Origin of the sequence: Brachymonas moutaii (nom. illeg.), from assembly GCF_049977365.1 — a bacterium.
Taxonomy (GTDB): Bacteria; Pseudomonadota; Gammaproteobacteria; order Burkholderiales; family Burkholderiaceae_C; genus Brachymonas.
The window spans coordinates 264,930-279,548 of the sequence record NZ_JBNGEN010000001.1; the positions used below are offsets into that span (position 1 = coordinate 264,930).

At 60.8% G+C, this 14,619-nt stretch carries 13 protein-coding genes; 4 read left to right on the forward strand and 9 right to left on the reverse strand.

Annotated features, from left to right (window positions below; genetic code table 11):
• Positions 1-15 precede the first annotated feature (15 nt).
• From ACP2WS_RS01205 to ACP2WS_RS01225, 5 genes are all read right to left on the reverse strand, one after another.
• Positions 16-804 (reverse strand): peptidylprolyl isomerase, encoded by a 789-nt coding sequence (locus tag ACP2WS_RS01205; RefSeq protein WP_426459104.1) that lies wholly within the window; start codon positions 802-804, stop codon positions 16-18.
• A gap of 82 nt (positions 805-886) precedes the next feature.
• On the reverse strand, positions 887-1,168 hold the full coding sequence (locus tag ACP2WS_RS01210; protein WP_426459106.1) for a BolA family protein: 282 nt from the start codon (positions 1,166-1,168) through the stop codon (positions 887-889).
• Positions 1,165-1,722 (reverse strand): septation protein A, encoded by a 558-nt coding sequence (locus tag ACP2WS_RS01215; RefSeq protein ID WP_374490693.1) that lies wholly within the window; start codon positions 1,720-1,722, stop codon positions 1,165-1,167. Before ACP2WS_RS01215 ends, ACP2WS_RS01210 begins: the two co-directional genes overlap by 4 nt.
• A gap of 176 nt (positions 1,723-1,898) precedes the next feature.
• Positions 1,899-2,324: a peptide-methionine (R)-S-oxide reductase MsrB gene (gene msrB, locus ACP2WS_RS01220; protein ID WP_426459107.1), complete on the reverse strand. Its 426-nt coding sequence runs from the start codon at positions 2,322-2,324 to the stop codon at positions 1,899-1,901.
• A 72-nt stretch (positions 2,325-2,396) separates the two neighbouring features.
• A complete protein-coding gene (locus tag ACP2WS_RS01225; protein WP_426459108.1) occupies positions 2,397-3,929 on the reverse strand; it encodes a protein adenylyltransferase SelO in 1,533 nt (510 codons plus the stop codon).
• A gap of 180 nt (positions 3,930-4,109) precedes the next feature.
• Between ACP2WS_RS01225 and ACP2WS_RS01230 the strand changes: the two genes are divergently transcribed.
• Complete coding sequence (locus ACP2WS_RS01230) at positions 4,110-5,735, forward strand: 3-(methylthio)propionyl-CoA ligase (protein ID WP_426459109.1); 1,626 nt, start codon at positions 4,110-4,112, stop codon at positions 5,733-5,735.
• A gap of 160 nt (positions 5,736-5,895) precedes the next feature.
• Here ACP2WS_RS01230 and ACP2WS_RS01235 read toward each other — a convergent pair whose 3' ends face one another.
• On the reverse strand, positions 5,896-6,345 hold the full coding sequence (locus ACP2WS_RS01235) for a hypothetical protein (RefSeq protein ID WP_374490701.1): 450 nt from the start codon (positions 6,343-6,345) through the stop codon (positions 5,896-5,898).
• A gap of 442 nt (positions 6,346-6,787) precedes the next feature.
• On the opposite strand from ACP2WS_RS01235, the gene ACP2WS_RS01240 reads away from it, so the two are divergent.
• The 3 genes from ACP2WS_RS01240 to tfpB all read left to right on the forward strand — a co-directional run bounded on the left by ACP2WS_RS01240 (position 6,788) and on the right by tfpB (position 10,815).
• Positions 6,788-7,669 carry an EamA family transporter gene (locus tag ACP2WS_RS01240; RefSeq protein WP_426459565.1) on the forward strand — a complete coding sequence of 294 codons (882 nt, stop codon included), beginning with the start codon at positions 6,788-6,790 and terminating at the stop codon, positions 7,667-7,669.
• A 145-nt stretch (positions 7,670-7,814) separates the two neighbouring features.
• Positions 7,815-8,900 carry a 3-deoxy-7-phosphoheptulonate synthase gene (locus ACP2WS_RS01245; protein ID WP_374490703.1) on the forward strand — a complete coding sequence of 362 codons (1,086 nt, stop codon included), beginning with the start codon at positions 7,815-7,817 and terminating at the stop codon, positions 8,898-8,900.
• An 88-nt stretch (positions 8,901-8,988) separates the two neighbouring features.
• Positions 8,989-10,815: a type IV pilus assembly ATPase TfpB gene (gene tfpB / locus ACP2WS_RS01250; protein ID WP_374490705.1), complete on the forward strand. Its 1,827-nt coding sequence runs from the start codon at positions 8,989-8,991 to the stop codon at positions 10,813-10,815.
• A gap of 739 nt (positions 10,816-11,554) precedes the next feature.
• Here the strand turns inward: tfpB and ACP2WS_RS01255 are convergent.
• From ACP2WS_RS01255 to ACP2WS_RS01265, 3 genes are all read right to left on the reverse strand, one after another.
• Entirely contained in the window at positions 11,555-13,411 is a 1,857-nt protein-coding gene (locus ACP2WS_RS01255; RefSeq protein WP_426459110.1) for a TRAP transporter large permease, read from the reverse strand.
• Positions 13,412-13,434: 23 nt separating this feature from the next.
• Entirely contained in the window at positions 13,435-14,052 is a 618-nt protein-coding gene (locus ACP2WS_RS01260) for a TRAP transporter small permease subunit (protein WP_374491623.1), read from the reverse strand.
• Between the two features lie 140 nt (positions 14,053-14,192).
• Positions 14,193-14,438 carry a hypothetical protein gene (locus ACP2WS_RS01265; RefSeq protein ID WP_426459111.1) on the reverse strand — a complete coding sequence of 82 codons (246 nt, stop codon included), beginning with the start codon at positions 14,436-14,438 and terminating at the stop codon, positions 14,193-14,195.
• Positions 14,439-14,619: the final 181 nt, after the last annotated feature.

Consider the following 14,619-nt stretch of genomic DNA (forward strand, 5'->3'; position numbering starts at 1 on the left):
TGCCGGAAGCAAGGATCAGCGGATCTTGACGTGTGCCTGCATTTCCTGCTGGAAGCGCATGATCTGCTGCTGTTCCATCTGGTCCCTGATCTGTCCCTTGACCTGCTCAAAGGCGGGTACCGGGGCCTTGCGCACATCGTCGAGCCGGATGATGTGGTAGCCGAACGGGCTCTTGACCGGCGTGGCGGTGATCTGCCCCTTCTTGAGGGTTTCCAGCGCCTGGGCAAAGGGCGGTACGTAGTTGCTGGCCACCGACCAGTTCAGATCGCCGCCGCGGCGTGCGGAGCCGGGGTCGAGAGAATACTTGCGCGCCAGAGCGCCGAAATTGGCTCCCTTCTTGAGCTCGGCTTCGACCTTCTGGGCTTCGGCCTCGGTCTTCACCAGAATGTGGCTCGCGCGGTACTCGGTGCCGTTGGCAGCGACCAAGCGGTCGTATTCGGCCTTGGCCTGCGCGTCGGTGACGGGATGGGTCTTTTTGTACTGCTCATAGAGCAGGGAGATCAGGATGGCATCGCGTGCCTCGTCCATTTTCTCGCGGAATTCGGGGGTGGTGTTGAGACCGCGTGCCTCTGCAGCCTGCACGAGCGCGGTGGTCTCGATGAGCTTGGACTTGATGCGGTCTTCATAGCCGACAGGCAGGGGACGGCCCGTCTGGGCGGACTGGTCCTTGACGGCTGCCACGATGGAGTTGTACTTGGCCAGCGGGATGGCCTTGCCATTGACGATGGCCAGATTCTGCGCAAATACCGCAGTGGCAGCCACGCAGGCGGCGCCTGCAAGCGCCGCGATGTGCATTTTTTTCATGTCAGCGAGGGAGATGAGGTGAGGAAATTTGGACTATAGCGCACCCTGCGGGCAGCAGACGCCCGGGGGCAGGCTTTGTGCGTCAGCGCACGATCTCGATGACGAGCGCGTGCAGGCCGGCGCGAATGAAGGGATCGAGCGCGTCATACACCAGCCGGTGGCAGGTCACGCGTGCCTGACCCTCGAAGGCCGGAGCCCCTATGCGCACCCTGAAATGGGTGCCGTATCCCAGGTCGTTGGCCCCGGCATGGCCGCGGTGGGTGCCGCTTTCGTCGAGCACCTCCAGCACGGTGGGAGAAAGGGTGGACTGGAGCTGTGCGCGCAGGGCGTCGGCGGTAGGAATCGAAAAGGCAGAGTCAGTCATGATGCGGAGTCGGAACCGGAGGAGGAAGAGGGCGCTTTCATGTAGCGGGCAATGTAGATGCCCTGTCCCACCAGGAACACGAGAGGAAAGGCATAGCCCCACAGCTTGAAGTCCACCCATTGGGAAGTGGTGAAAAACTGGGCCACATAGCCATTGATGGCGGCCATGAACACGCAGTAGCCCACCCAGGACCATGCCAGGCGCTGCCACACGGCCTGGGGCAGCTCCAGCTGGCTGCCCAGCATCTGCTGGAGCAGATTGCGCTTCCAGATCAGCAGCGCCAGCGCCAGTACCAGGGCCATGGCACCGTAAAGCACGGTGGGTTTCCACTTGATGAAGCGCTCGTCGTGCAGTGTGAGCGTCAGGGTGCCGAAGACCAGGATCAGCGCCAGGGTGGCCTTGTGCATGGGGCTGAGGCGGCGATCGAGCGCATACACCACCGCCATCTGTACCACGGTGGCACCCATGAGGACTGCTGTGGCGGTATAGATGCCCTGCAGCCGGTAGGCCACCACGAAGACGATGATGGGAATGAGGTCGAGAAGCTGTTTCATCGAGGGGCAGTGAGAGGACAGAGTGCAGAGAAGCCGAGATTGTGCGCTGTTTTCTGGCAGAGGCATCCGAGGATGCAGAACATCTGCAGCAGCTTCTCGTGGGGTGCGTGTGAAAGGGGGCAGTGGAGCGACAGTCTGCAGGATGTCGCGTCTTTCAGCCAAGGGCCATGCGAAGGTCAGGTGGATGGGGATTCCGGGTCGAAGGCCAGTGCTGCCGAATTGATGCAGTACCGGTCCCCCGTGGGAGCTGGGCCATCTGGAAAGACGTGGCCCAGATGGGCCCCGCAGTGGCTGCAGAGCACCTCGGTACGCACCATGCCATGGCTGGCGTCCGTGCGCTCGATGATGGCGCCAGGGCGCACGGGCGCTCCGTAGCTGGGCCAGCCGCAGCCTGCGTCGAATTTGGTCAGGCTCGAAAACAGCGGTTGATCGCAGCAGATGCAACGGTACAGCCCCGGCTGGTCGAAGTCGGCATAAACCCCCGTGAAGGGACGCTCGGTGGCAGCCTGCCGGGTGATTTCATAGGCGCCCGGCTCGGCTTGGCGCGCAGCCAGATGGGCACGCCACTCTTCAGGCGACTTGGCGACAGGAAAGGACGACATGCACAGCTCCTTGCAAAAACAGGAAGTCAACGGAAAAGAGGAAACGGGAGGGATCCACCATGGGCATGCCGTTCAGGAGGAGCAGCTCAGCGTGAGGCCTGCCGCCCACGCGGGAGGCAGGGCGGCATAGGGCGTGTCGTCCCAACGCGAATCAAAGGGAGAAGTACATGCCTCAAGCAGATCCTGCACCAGACGGGAGTTTCCCTGTTCGGCGGCCTCGATGGCGTTCTGACACAGATAGTTGCGGGGAACCACTGCCGGGTTGGCCTGCAGCATGACGGCGCCCACCTGCGGCAGCACTCCTTGCTCGCCGGACAGATGGGCCTGGTACTTCTGCAGCCATTCCCTGAACTCGGCACGGCAGGTGAAGTGGTCTTCGAGCTGCTCCTGCGGCACTTCGCCCTGCACCCAGCGCGCCAGCGTGCGCCAGAAGCGGGTGTAATCGACACGGCTCATGTGCATGAGGGTCAGCAGATCCTGGAGGAGGGCCCGGGCGCGCGCATCGTCCTGCAGGCCGAGCTTGCGTGTCATGTGACTTTGCCATGTGGCATGAAAATGCGGGGCAAATGCCTCCGCTGCGGCCTTGGCGGCTTCTCCATCTTCGATCAGGGGCAGGAGGGCCTGCGCCAGGGCATACAGGTTCCACTGCGCCACATCGGGCTGTCGATCGAAGGCATAGCGGCCTGCATGGTCGCTGTGATTGCAGATATGCCCAGGGTCATAGGCATCGAGGAACTGGAAGGGCCCGTAATCCAGCGTGAGGCCCAGGATACTCATGTTGTCGGTGTTCATGACACCGTGCGCAAAGCCCACTGCCTGCCACTGCGCGATCATCTCTGCCGTGCGCAGGCTGACCTGCCGCAAAAAGGCCGCATAGGGCTGCGTCTCCTGCAGACATTCCGGATACCAGGTGTGGATCACATGGTCGGCCAACTGCCGCAGGGGTGTCCATTGCCGGCGGGCCGCAAAGTGCTCGAAATGCCCAAAGCGGATGAAGCTCGGGGCAAATCGGGTGACTACGGCGGCTGTTTCCACCGTTTCCCGGTACACCGGCTCGGAGGAGCCCGTGAGACAGAGCGCGCGGGTGGTCGGTATGCCCAGCGCATGCATGGCTTCCGAGCCGATGAATTCCCGGATCGAGGAGCGCAGCACCGCACGTCCGTCCCCATGGCGTGAATAGGGCGTCAGTCCGCTGCCCTTGAGCTGGATTTCCTGCAGGGCGCCGGAGGCATCCTGAAAGGCCCCTAGTGTCAGGGCGCGGCCATCTCCCAGCTGTCCTGCCCAGACTCCGAACTGGTGTCCGCTGTAGACGCTGGCCCATGGTCGGCTGGCGTGCGGCACGGCATTGCCCGAAAAAAGCCGCAGCGCGTCTTCCTCCTGCATCCACAGCGGATCCAGTCCCAGATCGGCCACGGCCTGTGGACTGATCGCCACCCAGTGGGGATCCTGCAGAGGGTGCGGGGGCAGATGCGTGACGAAAGCGTCACCCAGTTCCGCCAGGCCAGGAGACCATGCAGGCCCTTCAGGCTGAGAGGCGGGCACAGTTTCAGCTCCGGTCGTCGGCGGAGGAGGGGCGGGTAGCGGGGTCGAGGAAACGTCACTCATGTCTGCATTGTGCAGGATGGCCGAATTCCCCGACCTGCATCAGGTTTTCACCTATTTTTCATCAACGCACTGCTATTTGTATTTTTTGACGCAGAAAATACGGCAACGTTTCTGCTTTGCATATATCCAATGCTGCCGGTGGCTGTGCAGACCCTTTTGTTTTATACGGAATCGCTTTCCATGTTCGGACTGATGCAAAACCAACCCCTGCTGCAATCCTCGCTGATCGAGTTTGCTGCCGCCAACCATGGAGATACCGAAATCGTCTCGCGCCGGGTGGAAGGGGATGTGCACCGCTACACCTGGCACCACGCTGCGCGCCGGGTCCGCCAGCTTGCCCATGCCCTGGATGGTCTGGGACTGAGTGCAGACGCGCGCGTGGGCACCGTGGCCTGGAATGGCTACCGCCATCTGGAGCTGTACTACGGGGTGAGCGGCAATGGGCGGATCATCCACACCATCAACCCGAGGCTGCATCCCGACCAGATGGCCTGGATCATCAACCACGCCGAAGACGAGGTTGTGTGCTTCGACATGACTTTTCTGCCGCTCATGGAACGCATTCATGCCCAGTGCCCTGGGGTGCGGCATTGGATTGCCCTGTGCAATGCCGATGCCTTGCCTCCGGACAGCGGCATTCCCCACCTGTCGAGCTATGAGGCTCTCATCGCCCATCAGCCCACCACCTACGACTGGCCCAGCCTGGACGAACACACAGCCAGCGGCCTGTGCTATACCAGCGGGACCACCGGGAACCCCAAGGGCGCTCTTTACTCCCACCGTTCCAACATTCTTCACGCCCTGTCTGCCATTGCCCCCGACGCCATGTGCCTGAGTGCCCGAGACGTCGTACTGCCTGTGGTGCCCATGTTCCACGTCAATGCCTGGGGCATTCCCTTCAGCGCAGCCATGACTGGATGCAAGCTGGTGTTTCCTGGCCCCGCACTCGACGGCCCCTCGGTCCATGAGCTCATGGAGCGCGAACAGGTCACGTTCAGCGCAGGGGTGCCCACCGTGTGGCAGATGCTTCTCATGCATGTGCAGGGCATTCAGGCCGGTTTCAGCTCCCTGCGACGCACCGTGATAGGGGGAGCAGCCTGCCCGCCTGCCATGATCGACGCCTTCGAGCGCATGGGGGTCCAGGTCATCCATGCCTGGGGGATGACCGAGCTGTCCCCTCTGGGGGCGCTGAGTACCCTCAAGCAAAAGCACCAGTCCCTGTCCCATGACGATCAGCGCAGACTGCTGGTCAAGCAGGGGCGCCCAGTCTTTGGTGTCGAACTGGCCATCATGAATGACGACGGTCAGACCCTCCCGCATGACGGCGTGACCTATGGCAACCTCATGGCACGGGGCAACTGGGTCATCGAGCGCTACTTCCGCAGCGACGCCCCGGCGGTATCTGAGCAGGGATGGTTCCATACCGGTGACGTGGCCACCATCGACCCCGACAGCTTCATGCAGATCACCGACCGCAGCAAAGACGTCATCAAGTCCGGCGGTGAATGGATCAGCTCCATCGACATCGAAAACATTGCCATGGGGCATCCCGCAGTGGCCATGGCCGCCTGCATCGGCATGCCCCATCCCAAATGGGACGAGCGGCCCATCGTGGTGGTATCCCTCAAGCCAGGCACGGAGCTGGCACGGGACGAGCTGCTGGCGTTCTATCAGGGCAAGCTGGCCAAGTGGCAGATTCCCGATGATGTGGTGTTTGTCGACACCATTCCTCTGGGAGCCACCGGCAAGATGCTCAAGACCCGTGTCCGCCAGATGCTCGAAGGTTACATGCTGCCTGCGCTGTGACTGTCCTGACGCAACAACAAGATGCGCGCGCATGGCCCATGTCTTGCACATGAAAAAACCAGCAGAAGGCATGGCGTGTGCCTTCTGCTGGCTGTGGATGCCGGGCGGTCTGAAGATTGCCCGGCGGTGATGGCCCTGTCAGGCCCTGTGGCTGGGGTGATCAGTCGCGGTGAGGGTTGCCCACTCCACGTTCCCAGCCCAGGTGACGTCCTTCGTCATGGCGCCATTCGCGGCGGTCCTCGCGACGATCGCCTCGCCATTCGGCACGCTGTCCTTCGTAATGGAAGCGGCGGGCGCGGGGATCGTGCCCATTCACGAAATACACCGGGCGACCGCAGGCGTTGTAGCGGCCGCAGTAACGGGCCCAATGCCGACGGTGTCCATCAGGCACATAGAGGTAGGCAGGCGGTTGAGGGGCAGCCACAGGGCGCACCACCACAGGCGTGGACACGTACACCGGCGGCGGCGCGCCATTGCCAATGACGATCTGTCCATAGACTCCGGGGGTGATCGGAGTCCCAATCGTGACCTGCGCCTGTGCTGCACCGGCAGCCAGACAGCCTGCCCCCGCAACCACAAGGGCTGCGCACCACTTCTTGTTGATCTGCATGTTCATACTCCTGTGTGTTTCAGCCGAACAGTGTTCGTCATCCATACGGCTATTCGATTGGAACGCAGAAGGAGGGGACGGTTTCGGCGAAATTGTAGAAGTTTGTGCCTAATCCGTAACAAATAAACCCTCAGAAACCTGACAGGGCAGGGCCGTGCTCCCCCTCAAGACGCATGCCATCCGCGTGTGCATGGCAGCAGGCAACGGGCGACATTTCGACTGGTGCTGTCGGGCAATGGGCTCCCTCTGCCATTCCTGGCCGTACACGAATGAAGGGCCAAGTGATGTCCCTTGCGCAGGGGACATGCGCACGATGCCAGAATGGGAGCTTCCCAGGAGCTCTTCGGAAGCTGACAGGAAGACTTTTCTTCAGTGAACTTCCTTCTCTCACCATGTCCCCGCATCGCAAAAAGCCAGGAGTACACCCTTGTTGACAGCTGTCCTGCCCGTGAGGCACTTCTTGTTGGCGCTGGCGGTGGTCTTTGTCTGGGGAACGAATTTCGTGGTCATCAAACTGGCCCTGCATGAACTGCCGCCCTTGCTGTTCGCGGCCCTGCGCTTCACTGCGGCAGCCTTGCCGGGCATCTTCCTCATTCGCAAGCCTGCCGTGCCCTGGCGACAGCTGGCCGCTTATGGCGTGCTGATCGGCGTTGGGCAGTTCGGACTGCTCTACATCGCCATGCAGCACAGCATCTCGCCGGGTCTGGCATCGTTGGTCATGCAATCCCAGGTCTTCCTGACCATGCTGCTGGTGGCCTTGGTGGACAGGGAAAGGCCGCGCCTGTTTCAGTGGGTCGCCATGGGCATTGCGGTGGCAGGGCTCTTGCTGATTGCTCTTCACACCGATGGCACCACCACGGCCGTGGGACTTGCTTTCTCGGGCGCTGCGGCCCTGAGCTGGGCCTGCGGCAATCTGGTGAGCCGGGCAGCCGGCAGAGTGGACATGCTGGGATACATGGTCTGGAGCAGTGTCTTTGCCATTCTGCCCCTGTCCCTGCTCAGTGTATGGCTCGAAGGTCCCCAGCGGATTGTCCAGGCACTTCTCCACGCCGATGCGATGGCCTGGCTGGCGGTGATGTGGCAGGCTTATGGCAATACCATCTTCGGGTTCGGCGCCTGGGCCTGGCTGCTCAACCGCTATGCGGCCGCTTCGGTAACGCCCATGGCCCTGCTGGTTCCCGTCTTCGGCATGGGGGCGGCTGCCCTGTGGCTCGGCGAGCCTCTTCCGGCCTGGAAGGTGGAGGCCGGTCTGCTGGTGATGGCAGGGCTGATCGTCAATGTGACCTGGCCCCGTCTGGAGATGCGCTGGCGTGCGCATCCGTAGCAGGGACTGCCGCCTCAGACGGTGGCAGGGGAAGGGGCGCATTCCTACCGCCTACAATGCAGGACATTGACGCGGATGCATCTTCCTGCCTCTGCATTGGCTTTTTCGGCCCTTCGATTCGATCCGTTTTTCCGTTTTCGCTGCCATGCCCTCCACCCAAGACCTGACCCGCATCGACGACACCCGCATTGGCGCGGTGCGTCCTCTCATCACCCCTGCGCTCCTGCAGGAAGCCTTGCCCGTGAGCGAACAGGTGCTCGCCGACGTGGAACACCACCGGCATGCCATTTCGGACGTTCTGCATGGCCGCGGTGACCGTCTGGTGGTGGTGGTGGGCCCATGCTCCATCCATGCCCATGATCAGGCCATGGACTACGCGCAGCGTCTCAAGCCCCTGGCCGAAGAACTGGGTAACGAGCTGATCGTGGTCATGCGCGTGTATTTCGAGAAGCCGCGCACCACCGTGGGCTGGAAGGGTTACATCAACGACCCCTACCTGGATGGCAGCTTTGCCATCAATGTCGGTCTGGAGCGTGCCCGCCGGTTGCTGCTCGACATTGCAGGGTTGGGTCTGCCTACCGGCACTGAATTTCTGGACCTGCTCAGTCCCCAGTACATCAGCGATCTGATCTCGTGGGGGGCCATCGGCGCCCGCACCACCGAAAGCCAGAGCCATCGTCAGCTTGCATCCGGTCTGAGCTGCCCCGTCGGTTTCAAGAATGGCACGGATGGCGGCGTCAAGGTCGCCGTGGATGCCATCGTGGCGGCCCAATCTGCCCATGCCTTCATGGGCATGACCAAAATGGGGCAGGCAGCCATCTTCGAGACCCGAGGCAATCAGGACTGCCATGTCATCCTGCGCGGAGGCAAAGCTCCCAACTACAGTGCCGAGCACGTCGAAGCCGCCTGCCAGCTCCTCAAGGCCAGCGGACTTCGCGAAGAAGTCATGATCGATCTCTCCCATGCCAACAGCAGCAAGCAGCATCGTCGCCAGATCGATGTCGCATCTGACGTGGCAGCCCAGATCGCGGGTGGCGACTCCCGCATCATGGGCGTCATGATCGAGAGCCACCTGCACGAAGGGCGTCAGGATCTGGGCAAGGGGGAGCTGCAGTACGGCGTGTCCATCACCGACGCGTGCATCAGTTTCGAGCAGACCGAACCCGTGCTGCGCGAGCTGGCTCGGGCTGTCCAGACCCGCAGGCAGCGGAGCATCTCCACTGCAGGCTGACAGATCATCATTCTCCCCTGGGGCGCGCGTGGTCTGAGTCGCAGAATGCGTGGTATCGGCACAGCGCTTTGCAGCGCATAATGCGCCCATGGGAGATTTGCACGCACCACCAGTTCATTCTGCCGATCATGTGCGGTCGGTACGTACATCCATCGACTGGAGGCGCTTGAGTCGCTGGCTGCTGCGCGACCGCGAGATCACGCAGCAGGAATACGAGCGCATTGTCGAGCGCTGCACCGTCATGGAAAGCCGTCAGCATCCGCTGGTGCGTCTGGCTCAGCTGGGCGTGCAGAAAGCCAGCGATGGCACGCCCATGGACATGGAATATCTGGTGCGCTTCCTGGCCCACAAGGCAGGGCTGGAGTACCTGAAAATCGACCCCCTCAAGGTCGATGCCGGCCGCATCGCCGAAACCATGAGCAGCAGCTATTCCGAGCGGCACAAGATCCTGCCTGTTCAGGTGAGCCCGACGGAAATCGTGGTGGCCACGTCGCAGCCTTTCCTGACCGACTGGGTTCCCGAGGTGGAGCGTCAGTGCCGCAAGGACGTGCGGCTCGTCGTGTCCAACCCCGAAGACATCGCACGCTACACCACCGAGTTCTACAGCATTTCCCACTCCATCAAGGCCGTCACTCGGAACGGAACGGGGCAGGGCAGCGTCAGCTTCGAGCAACTCGTCGAGCTGGGCAAGAACAGCAAGAATCTCGATGCCAACGACCAAGGTATCGTCCAGCTGGTGGACTGGCTCTGGCAGTATGCCTTCGAGCAGGGAGCCAGCGACATCCATCTCGAGCCCCGTCGTGACATGGCCGTCGCGCGGTTTCGGATCGATGGGGTATTGCATCCCGTCTACCAGCTTCCCCAATCCGTCATGGCGGCCGTCACGGCACGCATCAAGCTGCTGGGGCGCATGGATGTCGTCGAACGACGCCGCCCTCAGGATGGACGCATCAAGACCCGCAACGCCTTGGGCAACGAGGTGGAAATGCGCCTTTCGAGCATGCCCACAGCCTTCGGCGAAAAGCTGGTGATGCGGATTTTCGATCCAGACTCCACCGTCAAGACCCTGGAACAGCTCGGCTTTGCAGAACACGATGCAGAACGCTGGCAGGAGCTCATTTCCAAACCCAGTGGCATCATCCTCGTGACTGGCCCCACAGGCTCCGGCAAGACCACGACGCTGTATTCCACCCTCAAGCGTCTGGCCACCGAGGAAGTCAATGTGGCCACCATCGAAGACCCCATCGAGATGATCGAGCCGGCCTTCAACCAGACCCAGGCACAGTCTCAGCTCGACTTCGGATTTGCCGAAGGCGTGCGTACCCTCATGCGGCAGGATCCCGACATCATCATGGTGGGAGAAATCCGTGATCTGGAGACCGCCGACATGGCCATCCAGGCGGCCTTGACGGGGCACTTGGTCTTCTCCACCCTGCATACCAACGATGCGCCATCGGCCATCACACGCCTCATCGAGCTGGGAGTACCCAGCTACCTGATCAATGCCACCCTCCTGGGGGTGTTGGCGCAACGGCTGGTCCGCATTCTCTGCCCGCACTGCAAGCAGCCTGATACCGAAGGAGAGCAGCAGTCCCTGCTGCGTCAGGCCGTCAAGCCCTGGAAAATTCATGGAGCCTACCAGGGCTATACGCCCGTAGGCTGTCTGGAATGCCGCAATACAGGCTATCGAGGGCGCATGGGCGTATACGAGCTCCTCACCATCAGTGAAACCTTCAAGAAACTCGTCACCCCCCAGCCCGATATCGACACGCTGCGCCGCCAGGGCGTCAAGGACGGCATGCGTCCCCTGCGCTTGGCAGGGTCGCTGCGTGTGGCAGAAGGCTTGACCACGCTCGACGAGCTGCTGGCCGCCACACCGGCACTCGACTGGGATCAGCGCGCTTCCAATGAATGAGCGCACCAGCCAAAGGCCCAGTCACGTCCGCCCCGTATAATCGGCGCCATCCCATGCACCATCTGCAGCCTGAAAGGACCTTCCCTGCAGGCTCAGACAAGCACCTGCGCAGGACAGACGGGGTACTCCCGTTTTCCGTTGCGCATGCCACGTGCATACTGCCCGAGTGGTGAAATCGGTAGACACAAGGGACTTGAACAATTTGAGCCTCCAGAGGGAAACTTCTGGAGTGAATCCCGTCAAAGTCGGAGAAAGCCCTGGATGCCTTGCATCCGAGCCAACGCCGAGCCAAGCCCGATGGTTTCCATCGGGAAGGTGTAGAGAGCAGACGGCGGGCACCTACGGTCTTTTCGGACTATGGTGAAGGCGTGCTCCAGCCCACGAACCGTGCTCCGCATGGGCAGCGAAAGCTGAAGTGGGACGAAAATCCCTCGCCGCAAGGCGTGCCGGTTCAATTCCGGCCTCGGGCACCATCACATTCACGCGCCTTTTGTTTCGCCAGAACGCGCGCACTCCTGCCAACGGTACTTCGGGTGCACATCGGCAGCGTGAACATCCGCATCTCCATTCACAGCCAATTCATCCCGTGTGCTTCAGGAGCCACAAAGCCCTCGACGTGGGTGCACGCGAGGGCTTTGTGGCTTTGCAGATGGGGCACAAGGCCGCCGTTTTCTGTCCTGCCTCTGGATATTCCAAACGGAACTTCCAGAGGCCGGCAAGAGGATGGCGGAGAACGAACTCACTGCTTCTGCATCGACTGCTTCAGATCCTTCATGGGATCGTCACTCAGCCCATCCATGGGGGGTGGAGCCAGCGGGTCTGCCTTGGCAGGGGCTGCATGCGCCTTGTCTGCCTTGGCCTTGTTGACGGGAGCGTTTGCTGTGCTCGACGTGCCTGGCTTGGCAGGAGCAGCAGGAGCAGCCGTCAGAGGCGCATCCAGCGCAGGGGCGGACAGACTTTCGCGCATCTGTTCCCCCACCTTGTCGAGGTCATAGGTCTTCTGCTTTTCAAGGCCTCCAGTGACGATCTGAGGGAAGGTGATGATCAGGCCCACCATGATGATCTGAATCAGCACAAAGGGAATGGCTCCCCAGTAGATCTGCATGGTGGTCACGGGAGCGATCATTTTCTTGGTCACTCGATCCAGATATTCCTTGGCGGGAGCGACGGAACGCAGGAAGAAGAGGGCGAACCCAAAGGGTGGATGCATGAACGAAGTCTGCATGTTGACCGCCAGCAGCACGCCGAACCAGATCAGGTTGATGCCCATTTTTTCTGCCACCGGGGCCAGCAGGGGAATCACGATGAAGGACAGCTCAAAATAATCGAGGAAGAAGGCCAGGAAGAAAATCAGCAGGTTCACGAAAATAAGGAACCCTACAGTGCCTCCAGGTAGGTCGATGAGCAGATGTTCGACCCAGTGCGATCCGTCCACTCCCTGGAACACCAGCGAAAACACGGTGGATCCCACCAGAATCATGGTGGCAAAACTGGTCAGGCGCGTGGTGGAAGTCAGCGCTTGCTTGAGCAGGCCGAAATTCAGCCGGCCACGCACCAGCGCCATCACAAAGGCGCCCACGGCTCCCATGGCTCCCCCTTCGGTAGGCGATGCAATGCCCAGGAAAATGGTACCCAGAACCAGAAAGATCAGAAGCAGGGGAGGAATGAGCACAAAGGTCACGCGCTCGGCGAGCTTGGACAGCAAATGCAGACCACTCACCCGATTGAGAAATGCGAGCACCAGTGCGAGAGCCACCGCGCCACACAATGCAATGACGATGGTTTCGTCCATGGGCACATCCGTGATCGGCTGGCCCGAATACCAGTGCCGGATATCGGCCAAGTGCACTGCGACGAAATAAGCCGCCAAGCCAGAAAGTGCCATCACCACCGCAAGCGACAGATAGCCGCTCTTGCCATTGGCTTCCCGGTAGATGCGCGCCTCGAGAGGCAGAGCGGGGACGCGATCCGGCTTGAAAATGGCAAGCAGTGCCACATACCCCAGATAGAGCCCCATGAGAATGAAGCCAGGCAGGAAGGCGCCCTTGTACATGTCGCCCACAGGCCGACTCAGCTGGTCGGCCATGATGATCAGAACCAGCGAAGGCGGAATGATCTGGGCAAGCGAGCCCGATGCGGCGATCACACCCGACGCCACGCGCCGGTCATACCCATAGCGAAGCATGATGGGCAGGGAAATAAGCCCCATGGAAATGACCGATGCAGCCACAACCCCTGTGGTGGCTGCGAGCAGGGCGCCCACCAGAATGACGGCAAAGGCCAATCCTCCGCGCATGGGGCCAAACACCTGTCCAATGGTTTCCAGCAAGTCCTCGGCCATGCCGCTGCGCTCCAGAATCAGCCCCATCAGGGTAAAGAAGGGAACGGCCAGCAGCGTATCGTTCTTCATGATGCCGAAGATCCGCAGCGGAAGCGCCTGCATCAATTCGCTCGGCAATACCCCAAGTTCAATGCCCAGGAACCCGAAAAACAGTCCGCATGCGCCCAGGCTGAATGCCACTGGAAAACCGAGAAGCAAAAAGACCACCAGCCCACCGAACATCAGGGGGGCAAAATTTTGTGTAATGAATTCCATGAGATGCCTTGTGCCTTCGTCTTTCAATGCACAGACGGCGCCGATGCCGTGCGGTTTTTCTCGGCCGTCTGCTGACGGATGGCTTCTACCAGTTCTTCCTCGGAGGTTTTTTCTTCGGATTTTTCAGCTGGATCCGGAATCTCTCCACGCAGAAAGGCGACCCGTTTGATGGCTTCCGACCATCCCTGCAGCATGAGCAGACACATGCCGATCGGCAGCGCAATCCAGACGGGCCACAAAATAAGCCCACCCGTATTGCCCGACATTTCGCCCGAGCTGATCTTGCTCATCACCACCGGAATGGCGTAGTACATGATCACCGCACAGAAGGGCGTCAGAAAGAAGATGAAGCCGAAAATATCGATCCAGACCTGCGTACGACGCGCGAGGCGCGAATACAGCACGTCGATCTTGACATGTTCCTGATTGAGTAGAGTGAATGCGGCTGCCAGCAGGAAAGACCAGGCAAACAGATACCACTGGATTTCCAGAAAGGCATTCGTGCTGGTGTTGAATATCTTGCGCACCAGCGCATTGCCCGCACTGATGAGAGTCGAAGCCAGGATGAGCCAGATGACCGATTTTCCCACCCATCGGTTGAGGCCATCGATAGCCCTGGATAATTGCATGAGCCACTGCATGAAGAGTCCCCCAGGCTGCCAGGAACGCGGCTTCCTGCGTGCGACAACCAATCGTAAAAAGTTGTGTATTTTACCGACAGATGGCGCGGGGTGCACATGGAGCGCATGCGCATGGAAGGCGCTGCCCACAGGCTGTAGTGCTAAACGTGCAGGAAGCGCTTGATGACAGCGTACAGAATGTAGAAGAACGCCAGCCAGATCAGCAGATAGCGCAGGTTGCGGTTGACAGGTGGTCGATCTGCATTCCGGGAGAGCTGCGGCGCAGTCCGATCCCGTCTGAACTGGCGAGGATCGTACTCGATGCGTTTCCGATCGAATTTTGGGTTTGCATTTGAGGATCCACGCGTGCGCTGACGGTGTCGCTCGTGCATGTAATCGCGATCCATGAGTCCCATATTCATACCTCCTGGCAGGATTGTAGAGATAAGGAGTACGAAAACGGGATCCGTCATGGAGTTGACAGGACGATCAGGAGCGGCTGCCACGGTGTCGGGCAGCCATGGGCGTCATGTCGAGATGGTCCAGCACATGACGAAATGGCATGCCCACCTCATGATCATACTTTAC